Origin of the sequence: Caballeronia sp. INML3B, assembly GCF_023631305.1 — a bacterium.
Taxonomy (GTDB): Bacteria; Pseudomonadota; Gammaproteobacteria; order Burkholderiales; family Burkholderiaceae; genus Caballeronia; species Caballeronia turbans.
Map to the genome: position 1 here is coordinate 130,920 of NZ_JALQDI010000039.1, position 24,446 is coordinate 155,365.

General features: G+C 63.9%; 27 protein-coding genes. 8 read left to right on the plus strand and 19 right to left on the minus strand.

Annotated elements, in window-relative coordinates; translation table 11 throughout:
- Positions 1–45: 45 nt before the first annotated feature.
- From NCS58_RS14970 to napE, 14 genes are read right to left on the minus strand one after another with little or no spacing between them, the layout of a single operon-like run.
- A complete protein-coding gene (locus NCS58_RS14970; protein ID WP_061118285.1) occupies positions 46–1,071 on the minus strand; it encodes a tetratricopeptide repeat protein in 1,026 nt (341 codons plus the stop codon).
- Positions 1,068–1,460 carry a cytochrome c-type biogenesis protein gene (locus NCS58_RS14975; protein ID WP_061118284.1) on the minus strand — a complete coding sequence of 131 codons (393 nt, stop codon included), beginning with the start codon at positions 1,458–1,460 and terminating at the stop codon, positions 1,068–1,070. Before NCS58_RS14975 ends, NCS58_RS14970 begins: the two co-directional genes overlap by 4 nt.
- Positions 1,453–1,992 (minus strand): DsbE family thiol:disulfide interchange protein, encoded by a 540-nt coding sequence (locus tag NCS58_RS14980; protein ID WP_061118283.1) that lies wholly within the window; start codon positions 1,990–1,992, stop codon positions 1,453–1,455. The genes NCS58_RS14975 and NCS58_RS14980 overlap by 8 nt, the downstream gene beginning before the upstream one ends.
- On the minus strand, positions 1,989–3,959 hold the full coding sequence (locus NCS58_RS14985) for a heme lyase CcmF/NrfE family subunit (RefSeq protein WP_061118282.1): 1,971 nt from the start codon (positions 3,957–3,959) through the stop codon (positions 1,989–1,991). The genes NCS58_RS14980 and NCS58_RS14985 overlap by 4 nt, the downstream gene beginning before the upstream one ends.
- Positions 3,956–4,411 carry a cytochrome c maturation protein CcmE gene (gene ccmE, locus NCS58_RS14990; protein ID WP_061118281.1) on the minus strand — a complete coding sequence of 152 codons (456 nt, stop codon included), beginning with the start codon at positions 4,409–4,411 and terminating at the stop codon, positions 3,956–3,958. The genes NCS58_RS14985 and ccmE overlap by 4 nt, the downstream gene beginning before the upstream one ends.
- Entirely contained in the window at positions 4,408–4,548 is a 141-nt protein-coding gene (locus tag NCS58_RS14995; RefSeq protein ID WP_250477308.1) for a hypothetical protein, read from the minus strand. The genes ccmE and NCS58_RS14995 overlap by 4 nt, the downstream gene beginning before the upstream one ends.
- Entirely contained in the window at positions 4,545–5,288 is a 744-nt protein-coding gene (gene ccmC, locus NCS58_RS15000) for a heme ABC transporter permease CcmC (protein WP_061118280.1), read from the minus strand. Before ccmC ends, NCS58_RS14995 begins: the two co-directional genes overlap by 4 nt.
- Before the next feature lie 5 nt (positions 5,289–5,293).
- On the minus strand, positions 5,294–5,962 hold the full coding sequence (gene ccmB / locus NCS58_RS15005; protein ID WP_061118279.1) for a heme exporter protein CcmB: 669 nt from the start codon (positions 5,960–5,962) through the stop codon (positions 5,294–5,296).
- Complete coding sequence (gene ccmA / locus NCS58_RS15010) at positions 5,959–6,582, minus strand: cytochrome c biogenesis heme-transporting ATPase CcmA (RefSeq protein ID WP_061118278.1); 624 nt, start codon at positions 6,580–6,582, stop codon at positions 5,959–5,961. The genes ccmB and ccmA overlap by 4 nt, the downstream gene beginning before the upstream one ends.
- A gap of 42 nt (positions 6,583–6,624) precedes the next feature.
- Positions 6,625–7,230 carry a NapC/NirT family cytochrome c gene (locus tag NCS58_RS15015; protein WP_061118277.1) on the minus strand — a complete coding sequence of 202 codons (606 nt, stop codon included), beginning with the start codon at positions 7,228–7,230 and terminating at the stop codon, positions 6,625–6,627.
- Positions 7,231–7,239: 9 nt separating this feature from the next.
- Positions 7,240–7,725, minus strand: a complete 486-nt coding sequence (locus NCS58_RS15020) for a nitrate reductase cytochrome c-type subunit (RefSeq protein ID WP_061118276.1) — start codon at positions 7,723–7,725, stop codon at positions 7,240–7,242.
- Between the two features lie 9 nt (positions 7,726–7,734).
- Complete coding sequence (gene napA / locus NCS58_RS15025; RefSeq protein WP_061118275.1) at positions 7,735–10,218, minus strand: periplasmic nitrate reductase subunit alpha; 2,484 nt, start codon at positions 10,216–10,218, stop codon at positions 7,735–7,737.
- The gene (locus NCS58_RS15030) at positions 10,190–10,537 is read right to left on the minus strand and encodes a chaperone NapD (RefSeq protein ID WP_061118274.1); all 348 of its coding nucleotides are present in this window, start codon (positions 10,535–10,537) and stop codon (positions 10,190–10,192) included. The genes napA and NCS58_RS15030 overlap by 29 nt, the downstream gene beginning before the upstream one ends.
- A 25-nt stretch (positions 10,538–10,562) precedes the next feature.
- On the minus strand, positions 10,563–10,721 hold the full coding sequence (gene napE / locus NCS58_RS15035; protein WP_250538618.1) for a periplasmic nitrate reductase, NapE protein: 159 nt from the start codon (positions 10,719–10,721) through the stop codon (positions 10,563–10,565).
- Positions 10,722–11,041: 320 nt separating this feature from the next.
- Between napE and NCS58_RS15040 the strand changes: the two genes are divergently transcribed.
- Positions 11,042–11,473 (plus strand): hypothetical protein, encoded by a 432-nt coding sequence (locus NCS58_RS15040; protein ID WP_061118375.1) that lies wholly within the window; start codon positions 11,042–11,044, stop codon positions 11,471–11,473.
- Positions 11,474–11,519: 46 nt separating this feature from the next.
- On the opposite strand, the gene NCS58_RS15045 is transcribed toward NCS58_RS15040, so the two are convergent.
- Positions 11,520–11,861, minus strand: coding sequence for a zinc ribbon domain-containing protein YjdM (locus NCS58_RS15045; protein WP_061118272.1), 342 nt, complete (start codon positions 11,859–11,861; stop codon positions 11,520–11,522).
- Positions 11,862–12,122: 261 nt separating this feature from the next.
- On the opposite strand from NCS58_RS15045, the gene NCS58_RS15050 reads away from it, so the two are divergent.
- Positions 12,123–13,574, plus strand: a complete 1,452-nt coding sequence (locus NCS58_RS15050; RefSeq protein WP_061118271.1) for an aldehyde dehydrogenase family protein — start codon at positions 12,123–12,125, stop codon at positions 13,572–13,574.
- Between the two features lie 104 nt (positions 13,575–13,678).
- Here NCS58_RS15050 and NCS58_RS15055 read toward each other — a convergent pair whose 3' ends face one another.
- Together NCS58_RS15055 and NCS58_RS15060 are read right to left on the minus strand one after the other, a co-directional pair.
- Entirely contained in the window at positions 13,679–14,017 is a 339-nt protein-coding gene (locus tag NCS58_RS15055; protein ID WP_061118270.1) for a hypothetical protein, read from the minus strand.
- A 97-nt stretch (positions 14,018–14,114) separates the two neighbouring features.
- A complete protein-coding gene (locus tag NCS58_RS15060; protein ID WP_061118269.1) occupies positions 14,115–15,062 on the minus strand; it encodes a LysR family transcriptional regulator in 948 nt (315 codons plus the stop codon).
- Between the two features lie 464 nt (positions 15,063–15,526).
- Here NCS58_RS15060 and oxlT point away from each other — a divergent pair, with 464 nt between their 5' ends.
- From oxlT to NCS58_RS15085, 5 genes are all read left to right on the plus strand, one after another.
- A complete protein-coding gene (gene oxlT, locus NCS58_RS15065; protein WP_061118268.1) occupies positions 15,527–16,873 on the plus strand; it encodes an oxalate/formate MFS antiporter in 1,347 nt (448 codons plus the stop codon).
- An 11-nt stretch (positions 16,874–16,884) separates the two neighbouring features.
- On the plus strand, positions 16,885–17,823 hold the full coding sequence (locus tag NCS58_RS15070) for a LysR family transcriptional regulator (protein WP_061118267.1): 939 nt from the start codon (positions 16,885–16,887) through the stop codon (positions 17,821–17,823).
- Between the two features lie 159 nt (positions 17,824–17,982).
- Positions 17,983–18,996 (plus strand): 2-dehydropantoate 2-reductase, encoded by a 1,014-nt coding sequence (locus NCS58_RS15075; protein ID WP_061118266.1) that lies wholly within the window; start codon positions 17,983–17,985, stop codon positions 18,994–18,996.
- A gap of 115 nt (positions 18,997–19,111) precedes the next feature.
- Complete coding sequence (locus NCS58_RS15080) at positions 19,112–19,333, plus strand: hypothetical protein (RefSeq protein WP_061118265.1); 222 nt, start codon at positions 19,112–19,114, stop codon at positions 19,331–19,333.
- Positions 19,323–20,066: a GntR family transcriptional regulator gene (locus NCS58_RS15085; protein ID WP_061118264.1), complete on the plus strand. Its 744-nt coding sequence runs from the start codon at positions 19,323–19,325 to the stop codon at positions 20,064–20,066. The genes NCS58_RS15080 and NCS58_RS15085 overlap by 11 nt, the downstream gene beginning before the upstream one ends.
- A 153-nt stretch (positions 20,067–20,219) precedes the next feature.
- Here NCS58_RS15085 and sucD read toward each other — a convergent pair whose 3' ends face one another.
- Together sucD and sucC are read right to left on the minus strand one after the other, a co-directional pair.
- The gene (sucD, locus tag NCS58_RS15090) at positions 20,220–21,092 is read right to left on the minus strand and encodes a succinate--CoA ligase subunit alpha (RefSeq protein WP_061118374.1); all 873 of its coding nucleotides are present in this window, start codon (positions 21,090–21,092) and stop codon (positions 20,220–20,222) included.
- Positions 21,093–21,105: 13 nt separating this feature from the next.
- Positions 21,106–22,305 carry an ADP-forming succinate--CoA ligase subunit beta gene (gene sucC, locus NCS58_RS15095; protein ID WP_061118263.1) on the minus strand — a complete coding sequence of 400 codons (1,200 nt, stop codon included), beginning with the start codon at positions 22,303–22,305 and terminating at the stop codon, positions 21,106–21,108.
- A gap of 366 nt (positions 22,306–22,671) precedes the next feature.
- Between sucC and NCS58_RS15100 the strand changes: the two genes are divergently transcribed.
- On the plus strand, positions 22,672–24,438 hold the full coding sequence (locus NCS58_RS15100) for a thiamine pyrophosphate-binding protein (RefSeq protein ID WP_250477310.1): 1,767 nt from the start codon (positions 22,672–22,674) through the stop codon (positions 24,436–24,438).
- Positions 24,439–24,446: the final 8 nt, after the last annotated feature.

A 24,446-nucleotide genomic window follows, 5' to 3' on the forward strand; every position in this document is an offset into this window, starting at 1 on the left:
GCGCGAATAAACAAAGGTGGCTTGTCCCGCTAAGCACAAACGCACTCAACGCACGACATCACCGATCCTCAACTCGATAACACCTGCCCCGTTCGAAGACACAACTCCGCTCGACCCCGTCATGTCGCCCGGCGCCGGCCGCGCCTGTCCCGATGCCGACACGCGCGCATCGACGCTGACGCGCGAGAAATCCGAGAGACGGCGGCCCGGCGTCATCGACATCGAATCGTCGAGACGCACGGTAGCGGGCAACTGACCCGCCTTCAGGCGCTGTACCGCGAGCGGCATGCGCGAGCCATCGTCGGCGAGCGCGTAGACGAACACCGTGTCGGTCGGACGAACGCGCTTCTCGAACCCCGGGCTCAAACTCACGCGCACTTGCACGGCCGCCCCTTTCACCGTGGCGAGCGCGCGCGTTTCGTCGATATTCCTTTGCGCCTGCTGCGCAATCTCCGGCGCCACGTCCGGCACGTTCTTCAATCGCTGCCAGAACTGAATCGCGTTCGCGTAATCGCGCCGGTCGAACGCGGCCGACGCGGCCAGCGCCAGCGCTTTCGGCTGATTCGCGTCCATGGCGAGGGCGGACTCGACGACCTTCAACGCCGCGTCGTTCAGATTGCCGTCGTTTGCGCTCGCCAAGGCGTCGGCGTAATCCGCGCGCAGTTCCGCGTCGCGCGGGTTCAGCGCGACCGCGCGAAGGTACGCCGCGGTCGCGTCGTCCGGGCGGTCGAGCACCATGTAGGAACGCGCGAGCATCGACCAGCCCTGCGCGTCGTTCGGATCGCGCTGCAGACGCGCGGCCAACAGACTGACCGCCGCTTCCATCGACGCAGGCGTGTCCGCATGTCCCTGCGTCGTTGCGCGGGGCGCAGTCTCTATCGCGAGCGCCGTCGGATCGCCGATGCGCATGTACAGCGTGAGCGCCGACGCCGGCACGAGCGCGATCAGCAAGCCTGCGAGCGCCGCGTGCGCCGTGCCGCGTCCGGCTGTGTGCGCGTAAAGCAGTGGCAGCACGACGCACGCGAGCGCGCCCGTCATCATCGCGGCAACGATCAGCCAGAACGCCATCATGGAGACGGGCTCCTCTGGCGCCGGGCGTTTCGCGCGCGCCGGATATGCCGTGCCATCGCGACCGCGCCGGCCGCGAGCACCGCGAACGGTCCGAACCACAGCGCCCATGTGACGGGCTTCACAGGCGGCCGGTACAGGATGAAGTCGCCATAGCGGCGCACCATGTAGGACCGGATCTCGTCATCGCTCGCGCCGTGTTCCACCTGTTCGCGAATACGCGCGCGAAGATCGGCGGCGAGACTCGCGTTCGAATCGGCAAGGCTCTGGTTCTGGCACACGACGCAGCGAAAATGCTCGGCGAGTCGGCGCGCGCGCTCGTCGTCGGGCGATTCCTGCGCGTGAGCGCACGACACGAGCATGAGGAGAATCGACGCGATGCGTCTAATCACGGCCGTTCTCCTGCCGCAGGACGCCGACGAGCGGCAGAATCACGCGCTCCAGCGACGCGCGGGTAATCGGTCCGGCCTGCCGGTATCGCACGACGCCCGCCCGATCGATCACGAACGTTTCGGGCACGCCATACACGCCATAGTCGATGCCCGTGCGCCCGTCGCGATCCACCAGCGAAGCCACATACGGATTGCCGGCCGTGTCGAGCCACTGCAGCGCGGGCTCGCGCTCGTCCTTGTAGTTCAGGCCGTACACCGGCACGGCCCCGCTGGCCGCGACGTTCATCAGGACCGGATGCTCGTCGCGGCACGCCTCGCACCACGACGCCCACACGTTCAGTATCCACACCTGACCGCGCAGCGCGTCCGACGACACCCGCTCGCCGGACGCATCGAGGCGCGGCAGATCGAACGCGGGCGCGGGCTTGCCGATCAGGGCCGAAGGCAGGCGGCGCGGATCGTGTCTCAGGCCGGCCGCCAGCACCGCGGTCAACAGCGCCAGCACCGCGAGCGGGATCAGGAAGCGCTTCATCGTCCGGTTTCGCCGAGGGGCGGCGGTGTTTCAGCAGCCGGCGCCGGCGCGCGCCGGGACTGCGGCGCACGCTGTCTCATGTAACGCCGGTCCGCCGCGGCGAGCAGGCCGCCGAGCGCCATCAGAATGCAGCCGCCCCAGATCCAGCGCACGAACGGCTTGATCTGGATGCGCACGGTCCACGCGTTGCCGCCGGCCGGCTGATCGAGCGCGACGTAGAGGTCGCGCAGCACCCCATGATCGATGGCCGCTTCGGTCGTCTGCGTGTTCGAGACGAGGAACTCGCGCTTCTCCGGATCGAGCGTGGCGATAGCGCGGCCGTCGCGCGTCACGCTGATCGTCGCGCGCATCGCACGATAGTTCGGGCCGTTGTTTTCGCGTACATCGTCGAGACGGAAGCGATAGCCGCCGACATCGATATGTTCGCCGGGCGCGAGCCGCGCATCGTGTTCGACGGGAAAGCCCTTCACCATTGTCACGCCGACGACGAACACGCCGACGCCCGCATGCGCGAGCCACATGCCGACTGTCGCGAGCCGCACCCGCTGTCTCGCGCTGACGATGCGCTGGTACACGCTCGTCGCGATCGTGGCGAACGTCCACGCCGCGAGGAGAAAGCCCAGGCTCACGAGCGGGCGCGACACGCCGGGCACGAACGCCGACGCGACGCTCACGAGCGCCGCCCAGCGCAGGCGTACGGCGATCTCTGGCAGGCGGGCGGCCTTCCAGCGTGCGAGCGGCGCGACGCCCATCAGAAAGACGGCCGGCGCCATCAGCGGGACGAATACGCTGTCGAAATACGGCGCGCCGACGGAAATCTTGTCGAGGCCGAGTGCGTCGAGGATCATCGGATAGAGCGTGCCGAGCATCACCGAAGCGGCGGCGACCAGCATCAGCAGATTGTTCGACAGCAACAGCGCTTCGCGGGACACCGGCTCGAAGCCCACCGCCGACGATGCCGCGCGCGGCGCCCGCCAGGCGAAGAGCGCGAGGCCGCAGCCCGAAAAGAGGGCGAGCAGCGCGAGGATGAAGACGCCGCGCGCCGGATCGGACGCGAATCCGTGCACCGACGTCACGACGCCGGAGCGCACGAGGAAAGTGCCGAGCAGCGAAAGCGAGAACGCGCAGATCGCGAGCAGCGCGCTCCACGCGCGAAATGCGCCGCGCTTCGCGGTGGCGGCGAGTGAATGAACCAGCGCGGTGCCGACGAGCCACGGCATGAACGACGCGTTCTCGACCGGGTCCCAGAACCACCATCCGCCCCAGCCGAGCTCGTAATACGCCCAGCCGCTGCCAAGCATGATGCCGAGCGTCAGGAACATCCATGCGGCGAGGGTCCAGGCACGCGATGCGCGCGCCCACGCGGCATCGAGCTTGCCGTCGAGCAGGGCCGCGATTGCAAACGCAAACGCGACCGAGAATCCGACGTAGCCCATGTACAGCAAGGGCGGATGGATCACCATGCCCGGGTCTTGCAGGAGCGGATTCAGATCGCGGCCGTTCATCGCGGGCGGCATGATGCGCGTGAACGGATTCGACGTCAGCAGCATGAACAGCAGAAAGCCCGCATCGAGCCAGCTCATCACGCCGAGCACGCGCGCGGCGAACGGCTGGGCAAGCCGGCGGCCGAACGCGGCGACGGCCGTCATCCAGAGCGTCAACAGAAGCGTCCAGAGCAGCAGCGAGCCTTCGTGGCCGCCCCAGACGGCGGTGAATCGATAGATCGCCGGAAGCGCCGAATTGGAATTCTCGACGACGTAGATCACCGAGAAATCATCGCCGAGAAAGGACGCCGCGAGACAGCCGAACGCGATCGCGATGAAGCCGAATTGCCCGCACGCGGCGGGCGCGGCGACGCGCATCCATTGCGGGATCCCGAAGCGCGCGCCGAGCATCGGCACGATGCCCGCGATGAGCGCGAGCAGCATCGCCAGAATCAGCGCGAAGTGGCCGAGCTCGGGAATCATCGGCGCGTGGCCGGGTTCGCGTCCGCCGCAGCGCGCACTTCGCGCAGCGCGCGTTCGACTTGCGGCGGCATGTACTTCTCGTCGTGCTTCGCGAGGACTTCGTCGGCGTGAAAGCGGCCATCGGCGCCGAGCGTGCCTTGTGCAACGACGCCGCTGCCTTCGCGCAAGAGATCGGGCAGCGCGCCCGCGTACGTGACCGTCACCGATGCGCGTTCGTCCGTGACGACGAAGCGGACGGCGCGGCCACCGTCATCGCGCACGAGCGAGCCGCGCTCGACGAGCCCGCCGAGCCGGAAGCGCTGCGTGCGCGACGCGTCGTGCGAGGCGATCTGGCTCGGGCTCACGAAGAACATGACGTTGGCGCGAAACGCATTGAGCACGAGCGCGCACGCGAGCCCGGCGCTCGCAACGCCGAACGCGATGAACGCGAACCGGCGATGCCGCGCCCTCATCGGCGCGACTCCGGTTCGCGCAGCGCGCGGAGCACGAGCCACGCTTGCGCGCCCATCAGCGAAAAGGTGATCGCGAACGCGGCCGAGAGGATCGGGTTCGCGGCGAGCATCGCGATGACGGACTCGACCATGTTCATGCTGCATGCTCCCGGATTCGCGCGGGAGCTTCGTCGCCCGCCGGCATGCGATCTGCCGCGCGCATGATGACGCGCACGCGCGCGAGCGATACCGCGATCGCATACGACCAGAATCCGGCGCTCATCACGACGATGCCCCATGCCATCGATGCGGTCATCGACACGCCGCTGCCGAAGCCGAGCGATGGCCCCTGGTGCAGCGTGTACCACCACTGCACGGAAAAATAGATGATCGGAATGTTGACGACGCCGATCAGCGCGAGCACCGAGCACGCGCGGTCCGCGCGGCGCGTGCCGTCGATCGCGGCATGCAGCGCAAGAAAGCCGACGTACAGGAAGAAGAGGATCAGTTCTGACGTGAGCCGCGCGTCCCAGACCCACCACGTGCCCCAGGTCGGCTTGCCCCACAGCGCGCCGGTAATCAGCGCGATCGCGGTGAAGAGGGCGCCGGTCGGGGCGAGCGCGCGCGCCATCATCGCTGAGAGGCGCGCGTTCATCGCGAGATGCAGCGCGCTGTATGCGGCCATCACGAGATAGATGAACATCGACATCCACGCGGCGGGAACATGCACGAACATGATGCGGTAGATGTCGCGCTGCAGCGCATCGGCGGGCGCGATAACGAGGCCGATCACTAGCCCCGCCGCGATCAACGCGATGCACGCGATGCCGAACCACGGCGTCGCGCGTGCGGCGAAGCGTTCGAAGTTGCGCGGGGACGCATAGCGAAAGCAGTTCATGGGCGCTATTCCATCGAGATGCGCAGGGCCGCGGCGCTCGCCCACGGACATAGCCAGAGCGCAAGACAGAGGGCCGCCGCGAGCAGCGAGACGTTCGCGTTCGACCACGCGCTGCTCGCGGCCGGATCGGCCACGCCGACGCCGAACACGAGCACCGGCACGTAAAGCGGCAGGATCAGAAGTGCGAGCACGACGCTGCCGCCGCGCACGCCGAGCGTGAGCGCCGCGCCCATCGAGCCGATCAGCGAGAGCAGCGGCGTGCCGATCAGAAGCGAAACCATCAGCATGAGAATCGTGCGTGCGTCCAGCCCGTATTCGAGCGCGACGACCGGCGCGAGCACGACGAGCGCGAGACCCGTCGTGAGCCAGTGCGCGGCGATTTTGCCGAGCACGATGCCCGCGAGCGGCTGCGGCGAAAGCAGCATCTGCTCGAGTGCACCGCTCGCGAAATCGTTGCTGAAGAGCTGGCCCGCCGACAGCAAGGCCGCGAACAATGCCGTGACCCACAGCACGCCCGGCGCAATCGCCTGCAATAGCTTCGGATCGGAACCGATGCCGAGCGGAAACAGGCTCGACGCCAGGATGAAGAACAGCAGCACGGAAAGCGTCACGGTGCGGGAGCGCCAGTTCAGGCGCAGTTCGCGGCGAATGACCTGAAGCGTCAGCCCGATCATGCCGCGCCTCGCTCCAGATGCAGGTGCCGCGTGCGCGCGGCATCGACGGGCAACGGGCGATGCGTCGTCGCGACGAGCGTGCCGCCTTCATGCAGATGCGCGTCGACGCATTCGGCAAACCAGCGCGCGCCGCTTTCGTCGATGGCGTCGGTGGGTTCGTCGAGCAGCCAGAGCCGCCTGGCCGAAAGCACGAGGCGCGCGAGCGCGACGCGCCGTCTTTGCCCCTGCGACAGACGGTTGAGGCGCGTGTGCAGGAGCGGCCGCACGCCCGCGCGCTCGAGCACATCGCACTCGCTCCGGTATGCCATGCTCGCGCCGAGCAGCGCGGCGAAACGAAGATTCTCGTCGACGGTCAGTTCTCCGTTGAAACCGTCGGCATGGCCGAGCCAGGCAAGGTCATGGCGAAAGCGCGCAGGATGCTCGCGCACGTCCACGCCGCGCCACGACACGCTTCCCGCCGCGGGCGGCAGCAAGCCCGCGAGGGTGGCGATCAGCGAGCTCTTGCCGCTGCCGTTCGCGCCGTGGATGAGCAGCGCCGCGCCGGCATCGACGTGAAAATCCGCGCCGGCCACGATGGTGCGGCCGCCGCGCATCACGTCGAGTTGCCGGGCGCTGAGCATCGATGTTTCCTCTCTCGTTGTGACCAGACCCTTGAGCCGCGCTCACTGCTTCTTTCGGTTCTCGATCTCCTGCGCCTTCGTCATGTTCGGCAATTCATGCGCGATGCCCTTGTGGCAATCGATGCACGTCTTCTCGCCCGTCTCGAGGAAACGCTGATGCGCCTCCTGCGCGCGCGGGCTCTGGCGCGTGAAGTCCATGTACTGGAACGAGTGGCAGTTGCGGCATTCGAGCGAATCGTTGGCCTTGAAGCGCGCCCATTCGTGCTCGGCGAGTTCGAGCCGCTTGTCGAGGAATTTCTCGCGCGTGTTCACGGTGCCGAATACCTTGGCCCACACTTCCTTCGACGCCTGCATTTTGCGCGCGATCTTGTCCGTCCAGTTGTGCGGCACGTGGCAGTCGGAGCACTTGGCATGCACGCCCGAGCGGTTGCTGAAGTGGATCGTGTTCTTGAGTTCGGCAAAGGTGTTGTCGCGCATTTCGTGACAGCCGGTGCAGAACACTTCGGTGTTGGTCAGTTCCATCGCCGTATTGAAGGCGCCCCAGAAGATCACGCCCGCGACGAAGCCGCCCAATGTCAGAAAGCCGAGGCTGTAGTACAGGCTCGGCCGTCGAATGGTGACCCAGTAGCGCTTGATCAGTGCCCACATGTCGATCGCTCATCGTTTCTGGTTCTTGGATGCCGGCTGCCGCCTGATGTCTTCGATCGCGACGAACGTATTCCCGACGAGCGGCTTCGCGTCCGCCTGCGGAACGTGGCACTGCGTGCAGAAATAGCGGCGCGGCGACAGATGCCCGGACACCACGCCCTCGCGGTCCATGTAATGCGAAACCGCGACGGGCACGGCGCCGCTCTCTTCGACACGGCTGCGCGCATGACACGCGAGACAGCGGTTCGCGTTCTTGTCGAGCTGATAGTTGTCGATCTTGTGCGGGATCGTCGGCGGCTGCTGCGCGTAGTTGAGGCCGCGTATCACGTCCTTGTTTTCGGTGGGCGCCATGAGCGGGGCCCGGGTCTCTTCGCCGATCGGCGTCAGGCCGCGCAGCGAGTCGTGGAACGGCAGATTCGGGACCGTGGGCTGCGCGATCGCGATGACGGCAAGAGCGAGCAGCGATGCGATGACGAGAGCGATCAGCGTGCGCATGTCGTGCTCCTAGACCCGCACGATCCTGACCGCGCACTTCTTGTAGTCGGTCTGGAAGGAGATCGGATCGGTCGCGTCGAGCGTCACCTTGTTGATGAGCTGGCTCGCATCGAACCACGGCACGAACACGAGCCCGCGCGGCGGCTTGTCGCGGCCGCGCGTCTCCACGCGCGTGCGCATCTCGCCGCGCCGGGATATCACGCGCACTTCCACGCCGCGCCGGATGCCGAGTGCCTTCGCGTCATCGGGATGCATGAAGCACACGGCGTTCGGAAACGCGCGATAGAGCTCGGGCACGCGGCGCGTCATCGAACCGGAATGCCAGTGTTCGAGCACACGGCCGGTCGCGAGCCAGAACGGATATTCCTTGTCCGGCGATTCGGCGGGCGGCTCGTAGGGCAGCGCGTAGATCACCGCGCGGCCGTCCGGATTGCCGTAGAACTGCCAGTCGGCGCCGGCCTTCACATAGGGATCGGATCCTTCCTTGTAGCGCCAGCGCGTTTCCTTGCCGTCGACGACCGGCCAGCGGATGCCGCGCGCCTGGTGATACATGTCGAACGGCGCGAGATCATGACCATGTCCGCGCCCGAAACTCGCGTACTCCTCGAAGAGCCCCTTCTGGATGTAGAAGCCGAACGCCGCGGCTTCGTTGTTGCGATACTTCGCGTCCACTTGCGATGCGGGAAACTTGTCGACCTGGCCGTTTCGATAAAGGATGTCGTAGAGCGTCTTGCCCTTGTACTCCGGCTTCTTCGCGATCAGTTCGGCGGGCCAGACTTCCTCGACCTTGAAGCGCTTGGAGAATTCGACGAGTTGCCAGAGATCCGAATGCGCGCCCCCGGGCGCCTGCACCAGCTGATGCCAGAACTGCGTGCGCCGCTCCGCGTTGCCATATGCGCCTTCTTTCTCGACCCACATCGCCGACGGCAGGATCAGATCGGCGGCGACGGCCGTGACCGTCGGATAAACCTCCGACACGACGACAAAATTCGAATCCTTGCGATACCCCGGCAGCGCCTCGTTGTTGATGTTCGCGGCGGCCTGCATGTTGTTGTTGACCATCACCCAATAGGCGTTGATCTTGCCGTCGTGCAGCATGCGGTTCTGCTGGACGGCGTGAAAGCCCGGCTTGTCGGGAATGGTTCCGCTCGGCAGCTTCCAGATGTGCTCGGCTTCCTCGCGATGCTTCGGGTTGGTCACGACCATGTCGGCGGGCAGCCGATGCGAGAACGTGCCGACTTCACGCGCCGTGCCGCACGCCGAAGGCTGTCCCGTGAGCGAGAACGGGCTGTTGCCCGGCGTCGAAATCTTGCCCGTCAGCAGGTGCAGGTTGTAGACCATGTTGTTGGCCCATGTGCCGCGCGTGTGCTGGTTGAAGCCCATCGTCCAGAAAGACACGACTTTGGTCTTCGGATCGGCGTATAGCTGCGCCAACTGGTCGAGCTTGTTCTTCGGCACGCCCGAGAGCTTCGTCACATAGGCTGCGTCATAGCGCGAGACGAACCGCGCGAATTCTTCGAAGCCGATGGGCTGCGAGCCGTTCGGGTCGCCGGCGTTCTTCGCCGCCTTTTGCAGCGGATCGTCCGGCCGCAAGCCATAGCCGATATCCGTATTGCCCTTCCTGAAATTCGTGTGCTTGTCGACGAACGCCCGGTTCACCTTGCCATTCCTGATGATGTAGTTCGCGATGTAATTCATGATCGCGAGATCGGATTGCGGCGTGAAGACGATGGTCTCGTCGGCGAGATCGAACGAACGATGCTCGAATGTCGAGAGGGCGACGACGCGCACGTTCTGGTTCGACAGCCGCCGCGCCGTCACGCGCGTCCATAGCACCGGATGCATCTCGGCCATGTTGGAGCCCCAGAGCACGAAGGCATCGGTTGCCTCGATATCGTCGTAGCAGCCCATCGGCTCGTCCATGCCGAAGGTGCGCATGAAGCCCGTCACGGCCGAGGCCATGCAGTGCCGCGCGTTGGGGTCGATGTTGTTGCTTCGAAAGCCCGCTTTCATGAGCTTGACGGCCGCATAGCCTTCCCACACGGTCCATTGCCCCGAGCCGAACATGCCGATGGCAGTCGGCCCTTTTTCCTTCAGCACGCGCTTGAACTGCTCGGCCATCACATTGAACGCGACGTCCCAGGAGACGGGCAGGAACTCGCCGTTCTTGTCGAACTTGCCGTCCTTCATGCGCATGAGCGGTGTCGTCAGGCGATCCTGGCCGTACATGATCTTCGAGAGGAAGTAGCCCTTCACGCAGTTGAGCCCGCGATTGACCTCGGCTTGCGGGTCCGCCTGTGTCGCGACCACCTGATTGCCCTTCACGCCGACGAGCACGCCGCATCCCGTGCCGCAGAACCGGCACGGCGCCTTGGACCACGCGATGTCGTCGCTCTCGGCGACGGCCTCCATGCCGGGCAGCGTGATGCCCGCGGACGCGGCGGCCGTGGCGGCGGCCGTCTGCTTAATGAACGCGCGACGAGTCAGTTTCATCGGCGATATCCTCGTTCAGCGAATCGGCGTGTTCGTGATGCTGGTAGACGAGCGCGATGCTTACCACATCGGGTATCGATTGCGCCGCGTGCAACTGGTCGGCGACACAGGACGAACGGTCCGCTTCGAGCGTGAGCACGATCCTGCCGTCGGTGCTCGATCCGTGAACCTGTGCACCGGGTAATGCGGTGAGCGCCTGCGTGACGCTCGGCAATGCTTCTATTCGTGCGTATACAACGACGCCGGCGATGTGATATTCGCAAGACTCATCCGTCTTATCGGCGAAACGATCATTGCTATCGACGGGCTCGAGATCCATTTGATTGAAATAGTCGCGACGCTCGTTAATGATGCGGAGGGCCGCCGATCAGCATCTGGTAGAACCAGATCATGAAGCCATAGGCGGCAATGATCATGACCGTGAGCACGGGAACCATGACGACGGTCAGAAACAGAAAGCTGCGCAACTCTTCGGACTTGCGTATTTCGTTGTTCTCATCCATGGGCACGACGGATCTCGGTTGGCATCGTGGAAAGGCCAGCGCGAAAGACGCATCCATTATTGATACAGGAAATACATCTTTTCAAGCCGGAAATGGTGGTGGTCGAGATGCGGCTCGTGTAACGGTTAGATTAAATCCGATCGGGCGGTGCATATCGAAATATGGCTCAATGGAAAGTCATCGTTTCGGGATGTTGAATATTCGGCGTTTGGTCCGCAACGATGCATTGCGCGCTTTCGCAGTGACTTTCGGCGTCGTCCGAAAAGCGCATGCCGGTCGGCTTTATAGAATTCGGGTACATCAAAACCTGCCGCCGCATCATGCCGACCAAGCTCGAATTCGCAACACCCGAAGGGCGCCTCTCGCTTTCCATCCTCGACGCTCAATTCATGGCCTATGACGCGGGCGAGCTCGCTTATCGATCGACGCGGGATTTCGTCGCGCGAATGCAATCGATGGGTCTCGGCGAACTGGCGCAAACCTATGCGCGTCTTCTCGCGCAGAACAAGGTTTCGGTGATGGAACTGCACGAAGCACGCGAGGATGCACAAGCGTGTCTCGAACAAAAGGACGAGGGCGGCGTGATCGCGGAGCGCATCTTGCCCCGGCTTGAAGAGATTCGCGAGACTATCGCGCGCACGCAGCTCGACATGCGCGCGAACGTCGAGCGGCTTGCCGCGCTTTCGGCGGCGTGCGACCGCGCGTTGCGTCAGATTCCGGGATATCGGCCGCCCGCGCGCGTCTCGCGTTGAATCTCGATCTATACGGAATGCAAACGAACAGTGAAGGAAGCGTGCGTCAAGCCTTTTTGACGAATTCCGTCTTGAGGCTCATGGCGCCGAAGCCGTCGATCTTGCAGTCGATGTCGTGATCGGCATCGACGAGGCGAATGTTTTTGACTTTCGTGCCCATCTTGACGACGCCGCCACCGCCTTTGAGCTTCAGATCCTTGATGACAGTGACGGTGTCGCCATCGTGAAGGACGTTTCCAGCGCAATCCCGATAAATCTTCGCGGCGGGCTCCAATGCGGTGTCCGTCTGCGCAGACCACTCGTGCGCGCATTCGGGGCAGATATACATGCCCGCATCTTCATAAGTGAATGCGGAATGGCACTTGGGGCAGGGAGGTAGTGCGTTCATATGTATTGCTTGAAGACTCGAGAAAAACGAAAGGCTGGCAAGTATAGCGCCGCCCGATGTCCGAAGCCATGCGACGAGTCGCTCGTATCGCTTCGCCTGTCGAAGGAGGCGAGGAGATGACTCGTTGCGCCGGGATCGAACCGGCCGCCGCTATATCCGTCCATACATTCCGGCCTATATAAACAATAAAAATGTTTTGCTTTCATGGGTGGTTTTTCTGCTTCAACATAAAGTGATTCGGAAAAACACACGGAGCGAGACATGGACAGCACCACGGAACTGAAGCGCTACGAATTGCTGATCAACGGCGAATTCGTTCCACCGAGCGGAGGCGAGTACTCGACGAACCTCGATCCGGCCACCGAGAACCCGATTTCCCGCGTGGCACAGGGTACGTCCGCCGATGTCGACCGCGCCGTGCAGGCCGCGCGCGCCGCCCTCAAACCGTGGAACGCGATCCGTGCCGCCGAGCGCGGCCGGATCCTGATGAAGCTCGCCGAATTGCTGCGCGAGAATCAGGAAGAACTCGCGGCGCTCGAAAGTCTCGACGCAGGCAAGCCGATCGCGGGCGTGCAGCGCCAGGACGTGCCCGCCGCCATCGATACGCTCGCGTATTACGCCGGCTGGTGCGACAAGATCAACGGCCAGGTCGTGCCTGCGCGCCCCGACGCGCTGACTTACACCGTGCGCGAACCCGTCGGCGTCGTCGCGGCGATCGTGCCGTGGAATTTCCCGCTCATGATCGGCATGTGGAAAATCGCGCCCGCGCTCGCGTGCGGCTGCACGCTGATCGTTAAGCCCGCCGAAATCACGCCGCTTTCCGCGCTGATGGTAGGGCGGCTCGCGCTGGAAGCCGGCTTGCCGCCGGGCGTGCTCAATATCGTGACCGGTAAAGGCTCGGTCGTCGGCGACGCGCTCGTCGCGCATCCGGGCGTCGACAAAGTGACGTTCACCGGATCGCCATCGGTCGGGCGCGGCATTTTGCAGGGCGCGGCAGGCAACTTCAAGCGTGTCACGCTCGAACTCGGCGGCAAGTCCGCCAACGTGATTTTCGCGGACGCGAATCTCGATGGCGCCGTGCGCGCGGCGGCCTCCGGCATCTTCTTCAACGCCGGACAAGTCTGCTCCGCCGGCTCGCGGATTCTCGCCCAGCGCGCGGTCTACGACGAAGTCGTCGAGCGGCTCGCGGAGCGCGCGCGGACGATCAAACTCGGCGATCCGTCGAAGCGGGAAACCAATATGGGCCCGCTCATCTCCGCCAAGCAGATGAAGAGCGTGCTGGACTATGTGGACATCGGCAAAGGGGAGGGCGCATCGCTCGTGACGGGCGGCAGGCGCTCAGGCGAGCGCGGCTATTTCGTCGAGCCGACGGTGTTCGCGAAGGTCGAGCACGAAATGCGTATCTCGCAGGAAGAAATCTTCGGTCCGGTCGCGAGCGTCATCCCCTTCGACGACGAAGCCGACGCGCTGCGCATCGCCAACGGCACCGCATACAGCCTCGCCGCGGGCGTGTGGAGCGCGGATATCGGCCGCGTGCATCGCCTGGCTGCCGAACTCAAGGCGGGCACGGTCTGGGTGAATACCTACGGCTTCACGGACGTGCGCCTGCCTTGGGGCGGCGGCGGCGATTCCGGCTTCGGCCGCGAGCATGGCGACGTCGCCATCGAGAACTTCACCGAGCCGAAGGCGGTCTGGGTTGCGCTGACGCCGTAAGATCGAGGCCGCCGCGGGCAACCGCGGCGAGGCGTAAAAATGCACAAAGCGCAAAAAGGCGGTCCGGGATTTCCCGGGCCGCCTTTATTGATATTGAAGCGCCTTCAGACGCGCGCCGTTGCCTCGTCGCGCGCTCTCCAAAGCCGCGCCCGTTGCGTGCTGTCTTCATACTGAACCGTGTTTTGCCGGCACGCCTCAATGGTCGAATTTTTCCGCTCGACGATCGCCTGGCAGAGAAACTCCGCGCTATACGCCTTCAAGAGATGCGGAGAGTGGGTCTCGATGTATTGCGCAATTTTCCCGTAGTCGCTGTCGGCCGATGCGAGCGAGAGATAAGTCTGCGCATCCCAACGGAACATCAGGTCGAGTTCTTCGAAAGCGGTATTGAATGCGCAGACCTGCGCCTGAATTTCGCGGTCATCGCTGTACGTTGCATGGCTCATGATCGTCTCCTGTATGGCCGTGGGGCATGAATGCAGGATAGAAAACATGATCCATATACGACAGTTAAACTTTTTTCGCTTATCTATTCATTGAACGTTATGAGTTGGGCTTGCCGGTTTTCGCGACGATCTGGGTGATGGCTTCGATCTGCGCAGCGCCTTCCTCGATAAGAAACTGTTTGAACGCGAGCGCCACCGGCGGCAGACGCTTATTGTTCCGATGCACGACGAACCAGTTGAGCATCACGGGAAAACCCTCGATATCGAGCACCGCCAGCTTCCCGACCTGCAGTTCCATGCTGATCGTATGCGCGGATAGAAAGCTCAGACCCATGCCGGCGATCACAGCCTGCTTGATCGTCTCCGTGCTCGTGATTTCCATCGCGACGTTCAGGTTCGAAAGCCTGCCGGCGAAACCTTCCTCCATCGAATTCCATGTATCCGAACCGCGCTCACGGACGATGAACGGCTCGTCGGCCAGCGCTTCGAGCGGCATGTTCCTCCGTCCGACGAGCGGATGATCGGGCGGCGCAACGATCACATACGGATGCGGCGCGAATGACACATTGGCCGTATCCATATCGCGCGGTGGACGCACCATCACGGCGAGGTCGGTGAGGTTGTCAGAAAGCTGATGCAGCAGTTCTTCGCGATTGTGCACCGCAAGATTGAGCCTGACATCGGTATTACGCTGCGTGAACGCTGCAAGCAGCCGCGGGAAGAAGTAATCGCCCGCGCTGATCACCGCGACGTTGAGCGTTCCACCCGAAATGCCCTTGAGCCGCGCCATGGCGTCGTCGGCTTCGCGGAATTGTTCGAGGATCGCCCGGCTGTAATGGAGCATTTCATTCCCGGCCGGCGTGAGGTAGATTCTCTTGCCGAGTTGCTCGAAGAGCGGCAGACCGGCGTGCTCCTCCAGTTGTTTCACCTGCGTCGAGACCGCGGGCTGGGTGAGATACAGTTCCTCGGCGGCGCGGGAAAAGCTCAGTCGACGTGCAACGGTCTCGAAGATCTTCAATTGACGCAGGGTGGCGTTGCGAAGCACGACAATCCTTCATCCATTAACGATATCTAATTTATACAATAATTTTTTCTAACTTTCCTTAATCGTTTTTCTCCCCCACGATGCTTTCACGTCCCCATAGTTGTAAGGCGGACAGTCGCGGTGAGCACGGACGGCCATGCTAAACCCCGAGCATCGGCAAGCGCCGCGCGGCAACACGAGAAGAACTGATCAGCACGCAAAGCCTGCAAAGGCTGTATCAACCATCCGGACCTTATTGGGAATCGCTCGAAATGTATCTTCGATCGCCTGACGCGGATGTTTGCCAGATGTGCGAATCGATCGCCCATTTCAATACGCGCGACTTGCGCGACAAGCGGCTTCACGCCCACGCCGCCCGGACCGAGCACGTTCCCTGACCGACCGCCCGCCGCCGACGCACTGCGCCGGTTTCTCGCAGCACATCAAGCGCCGCACGAGCGCTATGACACATAACGGAGACAGACATGGCAAGCGCAGACACGGTTGTGTCCGGGCAATCGCACGGGCGTCACCACAACAGATGGTTCCAGCTAGTGATCGGCATCATATGCATGGGGCTGGTCGCCAACCTGCAATACGCATGGACCCTATTCGTCGTTCCGATGGATGCGAAACACCATTGGGGACAAGCGGCGATTCAGACAGCCTTCACTATCTTCATCGTCACCGAAACATGGCTCGTGCCCGTCGAGGGCTGGCTCGTCGACAAGTTCGGGCCGCGGCCGGTCGTCATCGGCGGCTCGATCTGCGCGGCGCTCGGCTGGATCATCGACGCGCACGCGACGAGTCTCATCCATCTCTACATCGGGGCGGTGGTCGCGGGCATCGGCGCGGGCTGCGTGTACGGCACGTGCGTCGGCACGGCGCTCAAGTGGTTCCCGGACAAGCGCGGTCTCGCGGCGGGCATGACGGCGGCCGGTTTCGGCGCGGGCGCGGCCGTCACCGTGATTCCGATCTCCAACATGATCCAGAGCTCGGGCTACGAGCACGCGTTCATGTTCTTCGGCATTCTGCAGGGCGTGTGTATCTTCGTGCTCGCGCTGATGCTCGTGCGGCCGAATCCGCCGAAGGGCATCGTGCCGGCCAAGCGCATCGTGTCGACGAAGATCGACTACACGACAGGACAGATGGTGCGCTCGCCGCTCTTCTGGGTGCTGTATCTGATGTTCGTGTTCGTCGCGGCGGGCGGCGTGATCGCGACCGCGCAGTTCGGGCCGATCGCGAAGGAGTACGGCTTCGCCAAGATGCCGGTGAATCTTCTCGGCGTGACGCTGCCGCTGCTCGCGATGACCCTGTCCATCGATAACCTGTGCAACGGCTTCACGCGCCCGCTGTGCGGTTTCATCTCGGACAAGATCGGCCGCGAGAACACGATGTTCATCATCTTCCTGGGCGAAGGCGTCGCGCTGCTCGGGCTGATGGAGTTCGGACACAATCCGTATCTCTTCATGCTGTTCGCGGCGATGACGTTCCTCTGCTGGGGCGAGATCTTCTCGATCTTTCCTGCGACCTGCGCCGATACCTTCGGCAGCAAATACGCCGCCGCCAACGCGGGCACGCTGTACACCGCGAAGGGCACGGCGTCGATGCTGGTGCCGCTTGCGTCGGTGCTCGCGTCGATCGGCTCCTGGAACGCGGTGTTCATCACGGCGGCCGTGACGTCGATCGCGGCGGGACTGTGCGCGAAGTTCGTCCTTGCGCCGATGCGCAAGCGCTGGATCGAAAACACGCTCGCGGAAACGTCGGCGGAATCGTCGATCAACGCGTCGTTCCAGACGGGCTGGGACGCCTCGCGCAATACGGTTCAGTAAGGCGTCGAGGCATGACGCGCGAACAATCTCCGCCGCTCAGCGTATCGCTGCATCAGCTGAGATTGTTCGTCACGCTCGCGCGGCATCGCAGTTTCACGCGCGCGGGCGACGAATTCGGCATCACGCAATCGGCAGTCAGCCGCAGCATCAGAGAACTCGAAGACGAAATCGCACTGCGGCTCTTCGATCGCACCACGCGCCAGGTCGCGCTCACCGACACCGGACGCAGGCTGCTCGCGCGCATCGCGCCGCTCGTCGAAGAACTGGAAGCGACGCTACGGCCGCGCGCGCAGGAGGGCGGCGAGCCGCGTGTCGTGAATCTCGCGAGCAGTTGCGGTCTCACGGCGAGCGTCGTGCCCGCCATGCTCGCGTCCTGTCACGAGCGCTTGCCGGATATCACGATCGTGATGATGGATCGGCCGCAGAACGCCGTGCTGCAACTCGTGCGCTCGGGCGAGGCGGAACTGGGCCTCGTCGCCGCGCCGGAGAATCTCGACGAGCTCGCCGCCGAACCGCTTTTCGCCGACGGCCTCGCGGCGGTCGTCGGTGTATCGCATCGGTTGAGCGGCGCGGCGCGCATCGACTGGCAGCAACTGCGCGGCACCCCGCTGCTTCTTCTCGATGACGATACCGGCAGCCTTCGCGCCATCGAAGCCGCGCTCGCGCTGCACGGCGTGACCGGCGCGGTGCGTCAGAAACTCACGCAGCCGGCGGCGGTCGCGCGCATGGCCGAAGCGGGGCTTGGCGTCGGCATTCTGCCGATGCACGCGCGCGCCGCATGCGACAGCGCGCAGACGCGCTTCATCCCGCTCGTGCCAAACGCGTCGCGCACGATCATGCTCGTGCGGCGCAAGAGCCGCGCATTGCGCGCGAGCGCGGCCAGTGTGTGGTCACACATCGTCGCGTCCTCGTCGCATACTCTCATCTCGGGTCAGGCTGTCGGCGCCTGACCGGCGCTTTCCCTTCTTCATCCGCACCCGCGGCGCCTCTTGCGCATGCGGGTTTCCGCTCGTTTGCGAGCGCACGATTCGCCTTGTTCTTGCTCAATACGGAATGTAGTATCTTGTATATCAGAAGGCTATAAGGCTACAACCCTCAGGAGACGAACCATGAAAATCTGCGTGTACGGCGCCGGCGCGATCGGCGGCTATATGGGTGCGCAACTGGCGCGCGCCGGTGCGGACGTCAGTTTCGTCGCCCGCGGACCGCATCTCGCGGCGATGCAGGCGAACGGCGTCAAGCTGCGGATCGATGGCGAGGAGCATGTCGTCAAGGTGCGCTGCACGAACAATCCCGCCGAACTCGGTCCGCAGGATTACGTGATCATCGCGCTCAAGGCGCATTCGATTCCTGGGGTCGTCGACCTGATTCCGCCGCTGCTCGGCCCGGAGACCGCGATCGTCACGGCCGTCAACGGACTGCCTTACTGGTACTTCTACAAGCACGGCGGCGAGCTGGAAGGCACGAAGTTGCAGAGCGTCGACCCCGGCGGGCGGCAATGGGACGTGTTCGGACCGGAACGCGCGATCGGCTGCGTGCTGCTGCCGGCGGCGGAGATCGCGGAGCCGGGCGTCATCGAGCATCACTACGGGAAGAAGTTTCCGATCGGCGAGCCGAGCGGTGAAATCACGCCGCGTCTTCAGGCGCTGCACGACATGATGGCCAAGGCGGACATGGAGGCGCCGATGCGCGACAACATCCGCGACGAAATCTGGCTGAAACTTTGGGGCAACCTGTGTTTCAACCCGATCAGCGCGCTGACCGGCGCGACGCTCGACGTATTGACGAGCGATCCCGGCACCCGCGCGCTCTCGAAGGCGATGATGCTGGAGGCGAAGGCCATCGGCGACAAGATCGGCGTGAACTTCCGCGTCGATGTGGAGCGGCGCATCAACGGCGCGGGCGCGGTCGGCGCGCACAAGACGTCGATGCTGATGGATTGCGAGGCCGGACGCCCGATGGAGATCGACCCGCTGATGACGGTCGTGCAGGAAATCGGCCGGCTGGTTCACGTAGGCACGCCGATGCTTGATGCGGTCCTCGCATTGATCAAACTGCGTGAGGGCGTGAACCAGGGCACGGCGAAGCCGCTGCCGCTCCCGCAATCGCAAAAAGCCGCCTAAACTGCAGACAAAGGCACCAACGTTGTTTCTGATATACAAGATGCAAAATATGTTGCATCGCTGTTGCGATGCAGCATATACTGAGGGCTCTTGAGTGATTTAACCGGAGCCTGAGATGAGCATCGCCCTGTTGGTTGTTGTCGGATTCGCGCTGGTTGCCGTGGGTATGGGTGTTACGTTTATGATTGCGTCGGCGGTGCCGCAGAACATGCTGCAGCGCGCACAGGATCACGGTCGATTCGCCGGTCTTGCGGCGGAGGACCAGAACGGCGGTTCGGGCAAGCGTGTCGACGCTGGCCGTCCGCACTTGGGAAATCAAGCCATCAATGCCATCTGATACTCAATCCGTAGACAGGCCGGAAGTTCGCCCCGACGTTCGTCCGTCAGGGCTCACACTTTCGCTGGAGCCGATCAATGCCACGGTTTCGCTGCGCGACCAGGCGTACGCGAAGCTGCGGCAGGCGATCGCCGAGGCGGACATCTACCGCTCGCGGGAAGAAATCCGTCTCGACGAGAAAGAGCTGACCGAGGCGCTCGGCGTCTCGCGCACCCCGATCCGCGAGGCCATGACGCTGCTCGAGCAGGAAGGGTTCCTGCGAACGGTGCCGCGCCGCGGCGTCTACATCTTGCGCAAGACCAAGCGCGAGATCGTCGAGATGATCCATATGTGGGCGGCGCTGGAAAGCATGGCGGCGCGGCTCGCGACGCAGCGCGCAACGGACGAGGAAATCGCCCACTTGCGCCACATGTTCGACAATTTCCGTGACTCGACGCCCGCCGAGCACATCGACGAGTATTCGGAAGCGAATATCGCTTTCCATTCTGCGATCGTGCGGCTGTCGAAGTCGGAAATCATCTTCGATACGATCAAGAACATCTTCGTGCATGTGCGCGCCATCCGTAAGATGACGATCTCGCAGAGCGACCGGGCGTCGCGCTCGATCGTCGATCACATGCGCATCATCGAGGCGCTGGAAAAGCGCGATACCGAGCTGGTCGAGCGGCTCGTGAAGCAGCACTCGCTGGATCTGGCGGCGTTCGTCGAGGCGAATTGCGACTTTCTGGATTGATGGCGGTTTGAGGTTCAATAATGAAAAAGGCTGCGCGGCGTTTGCCGCGCAGCCTTTTTTGCTTTCCGAATGACAGAACCGATAGTGCCAACGCTTGCCCGGGCGTCGTCGCAAGCAACGACGCGTCGACTGAACGATGAAACGGACGAACCACTAACGTATCGCGTGGACCATCGTTTCGCCGAGGGCGGCCGGCGAATCCGCGACGTGGATGCCCGCCGATTTCATCGCGTCGATCTTCGCGCTCGCCGTGCCCGATCCGCCCGAGATGATCGCGCCCGCGTGGCCCATGCGGCGTCCCGGCGGCGCCGTCGTCCCGGCGATGAAGCCGACCACCGGTTTTTTCGTCTTCGCCTCCTTCAGGAATTGCGCGGCTTCCTCTTCCGCCGATCCGCCGATCTCCCCGATCATGATGATGCCCTCGGTGGCGTCGTCTTCGAGAAAGAGCGCGAGGCAGTCGATGAAGTTCGTCCCGTTCACCGGATCGCCGCCGATGCCGATGCAGGTCGTCTGCCCGAGCCCCGCGGCGGTCGTCTGCGCGACGGCCTCATAAGTAAGCGTGCCCGAACGCGACACGACGCCGATCTTTCCCGGCCGATGAATATGCCCCGGCATGATGCCGATCTTGCATTGCCCCGGCGTGATGACGCCCGGGCAGTTCGGCCCGACGAGCCGGCTGTTCGAGCCGGCGAGCGCGCGCTTGACGCGCAGCATGTCGAGCACCGGAATGCCTTCTGTGATGCAGACGATGAACGGCACCTGCGCGTCGATGGCTTCGAGGATCGCGTCGGCGGCGAAGGGCGGCGGCACGTAGATGACGGATGCGTCGGCGCCGGTTTTCGCGACCGCATCGGCGACGGTGTCGAACACGGGCAGGTCCAGATGCGTCGTGCCGCCTTTGCCGGGCGTCACGCCGCCGACCATGCGCGTGCCGTACGCGATCGCCTGTTCCGAGTGAAACGTGCCTTGCGCGCCGGTGAAGCCCTGGCAGATGACTCTGGTGTTGCTGTCGATCAGAACGCTCATGTCGGCTTCCTCGTTAGTGTTGGGCAGCGGCGACGGCGCTGACGATCTTGTCGGCGGCATCGGCGAGGTTTTCGGCGGGGATGATCGTGAGACCGGACGTGCGCAGGATTTCGCGGCCGGCATCGACATTCGTTCCGGCGAGGCGCACGACGAGCGGCACGCGCAGGTCGACTTCGCGCGCCGCCGCGACCACGCCTTGCGCGATCACGTCGCAACGCATGATGCCGCCGAAGATGTTGACGAGGATTCCCTGCACCTTCGGGTCGCGCAGGATCAGCTTGAACGCGCTGGACACGCGTTCTTGCGTCGCGCCGCCGCCGACGTCGAGAAAGTTTGCCGGCTCGCCGCCATAGAGCTTGATGATGTCCATCGTGGCCATCGCGAGGCCGGCACCGTTCACCATGCAGCCGATGTTGCCGTCGAGCTTCACGTAGTTCAGCCCGTGTTTCGCCGCTTCGATTTCGGCGGGATCTTCCTCGTCTTCGTCGCGCAGCTTTTCGATGTCGGGATGGCGATAGAGCGCGTTGTCGTCGAAATTGATTTTGGCGTCGAGCGCCATCACGTCGCCGGAACCGGTCACGACGAGCGGATTCACTTCGACGATGGACGCGTCGAGATCGACGAACGCCTGATACAGCGCCGTGATGAACTTCGATGCCGCGCTGACCTGCTTGCCGCTCAGGCCGAGTCCGAATGCGATCTGGCGCGTGTGAAAGGGTTGAAGCCCGGTCGCCGGATCGATCGCGACCTTGAGGATCTTCTCGGGCGTGCGGTGCGCCACTTCCTCGATCTCCATGCCGCCTTCGGTCGACGCCATGATCGTGATGCGCGACGTGGCGCGATCGACCAGCATGCCGAGATACAGCTCGCGCGCGATATCGCAGCCTTCCTCGATATAGAGACGCTTCACTTCCTTGCCCGCCGGCCCGGTCTGCTTCGTCACGAGCACCGATGCGAGCATCTTCTGCGCGTTCTCGCGTACCTCGTCCACCGATTTCACGACGCGCACGCCGCCTTTGCCGTCCGGATCATTCGAAAAGCGTCCCGCGCCGCGGCCGCCCGCGTGAATCTGCGATTTCACGACCCAGACCGGCCCGCCGAGCGCGCTCGCCGCGTCGGCGGCTTCCTGCGCGGAAAAGGCGACGCGGCCCGCTGGAACCGCGACGCCGTACTTCCGCAGCAGCGTCTTCGCCTGATATTCGTGGATGTTCATTGCGTCTCCTGATGTCCTCTGATGGGAATGCGCGCGGCCACAAACGCGTATCCAAGGGCGCGCTGAAATACTGTATATCAGATTTCACGGCGGTCAAAACACTTTTATCGAGGCATGCGGTCCGGTGTTCAGCAACTTCTTAACGCGCATGGAAGGCATACAGCGATTGATGCACTGCAGCGTTGAGCACGTCGAAAAGCACGCCAAACCGGCCGCCACGACGATCTTGCAGTGCATCACAGGGTTTTCGCCGATCGGACTATAGTTGACTAATACTGTGTGTGGAATATTGTATATCACAGGAACCGGACGGCAGGACGACGTCACGGGAGCCCCGCACACCACCCCATCGAGGAGGAGACAACAATGTCCGAAGTCGTCAGCAGCCGCCCTGAAGTCGCTCCAGCCACCACCACCGCCGATGACACGCTGAAGCAGAAGACCCGCGGCGCAGGCGTCATTTCGGGCGGCCATCTGGTCGCCCGTGCTTTGAAGAACGAAGGCGTCGACACGATCTTCACGCTGTGCGGCGGCCACATCATCGATATCTATGACGGTTGCGTCGATGAAGGCATCCGCATCATCGACGTGCGCCACGAGCAGGTCGCCGCCCACGCCGCCGACGGCTACGCCCGTCAGACCGGCAAGCTCGGCTGCGTCGTGACGACCGCCGGACCGGGCTGCACCAACGCGGTGACGGGCGTCGCCACGGCGTTCCGCTCGGAAAGCCCGATCCTTCATATCGGCGGGCAGGGCGCCCTGACCCAGCACAAGATGGGTTCGCTGCAGGATCTGCCGCACGTCGACATGATGGCGCCGATCACCAAGTTCGCCGCCACCGTGCCGAGCACCGAGCGCGTCGCCGACATGGTGTCGATGGCCGCGCGCGAAGCCTTCAACGGCGCGCCCGGCCCGGCGTATCTCGAGATTCCGCGCGATGTGCTCGACCGTGAAATCGACGTGTCGAAGGCCGTGATTCCGCAGCCCGGCCGCTATCGCGCGTCGACGAAATCGGTCGGCGATCCGCAGTCGATCGAGCAGCTCGCGGATCTGCTCGTCAACTCCGAACGTCCCGCGATTCTCTTCGGCCAGCAAGTGTGGACGGCGCGCGGCCACGAAGAAGCGATCGCCTTGCTGCGCGGCCTCGACGTTCCAGGCTACTTCAACGGCGCGAGCCGGGGCCTGCTGCCGCCGGGCGACCCGCATCACTTCGACCGCACGCGCTCGCAGGCTTTCGCGAAGGCGGATCTGATCGTGATCGTCGGCACGCCGTTCGACTTCCGCATGGGCTACGGCAAGCGCATCAGCCGCGACCTGAAGCTCGTGCAGATCGACATGGATTACCGCACGGTCGGCAAGAACCGCGATATCGATCTCGGTCTCGTCGGCGATCCGGGCGCGATTCTCGGCGCAGTCCTGCAAGCGTCGACGGGACGCCTGAAGAACGACAAGCGTCAGGCGCGCCAGGCGTGGATGCGCGAGCTCGCCGCGCTTGAGGAAACCGCGACCGCCAAGCTGATGCCGCTCTTCACCTCCGATGCGAGCCCGATCCATCCGTACCGCGTCGCGCACGAAATCAACCAGTTCCTCTCCGACGACACGATCTATATCGGCGACGGCGGCGATGTCGTGACGATCTCCGCGCAGGCCGTTCGCCCGCGCCGCCCCGGCCAGTGGATGGACCCGGGCGCGCTCGGCTCGCTCGGCGTCGGCACGGGTTTCGCGATTGCGGCGGGCCTCGCCAACCCCGAGAAAGAAGTACTCTGTTACTACGGCGATGGCGCGTTCTCCATGACGTCCTTCGACATGGAAACCGCGAACCGCTTCGGTGTGCCGTATATCGCGGTGATCGGCAACAACTCCGCGATGAACCAGATCCGCTACGGCCAGCTCGCGAAATACGGCGAAGAGCGCGGCAATGTCGGCAATCTGCTTTCGGATGTGCCGTACGGCCGCTTCGCCGAAATGCTCGGCGGCTACGGCGAGGAAGTGCGCGAAGCCTCGAAGATCGCAGGCGCGCTGCAGCGGGCGCGCGAATCGGTGGCGAAGACGGGCAAAAGCGCGGTCATCAACATCTGGGTCGATCCGACTGTCTACGCGCCGGGCACGATGGCGCAGACGATGTACAAATAAATGTGAAC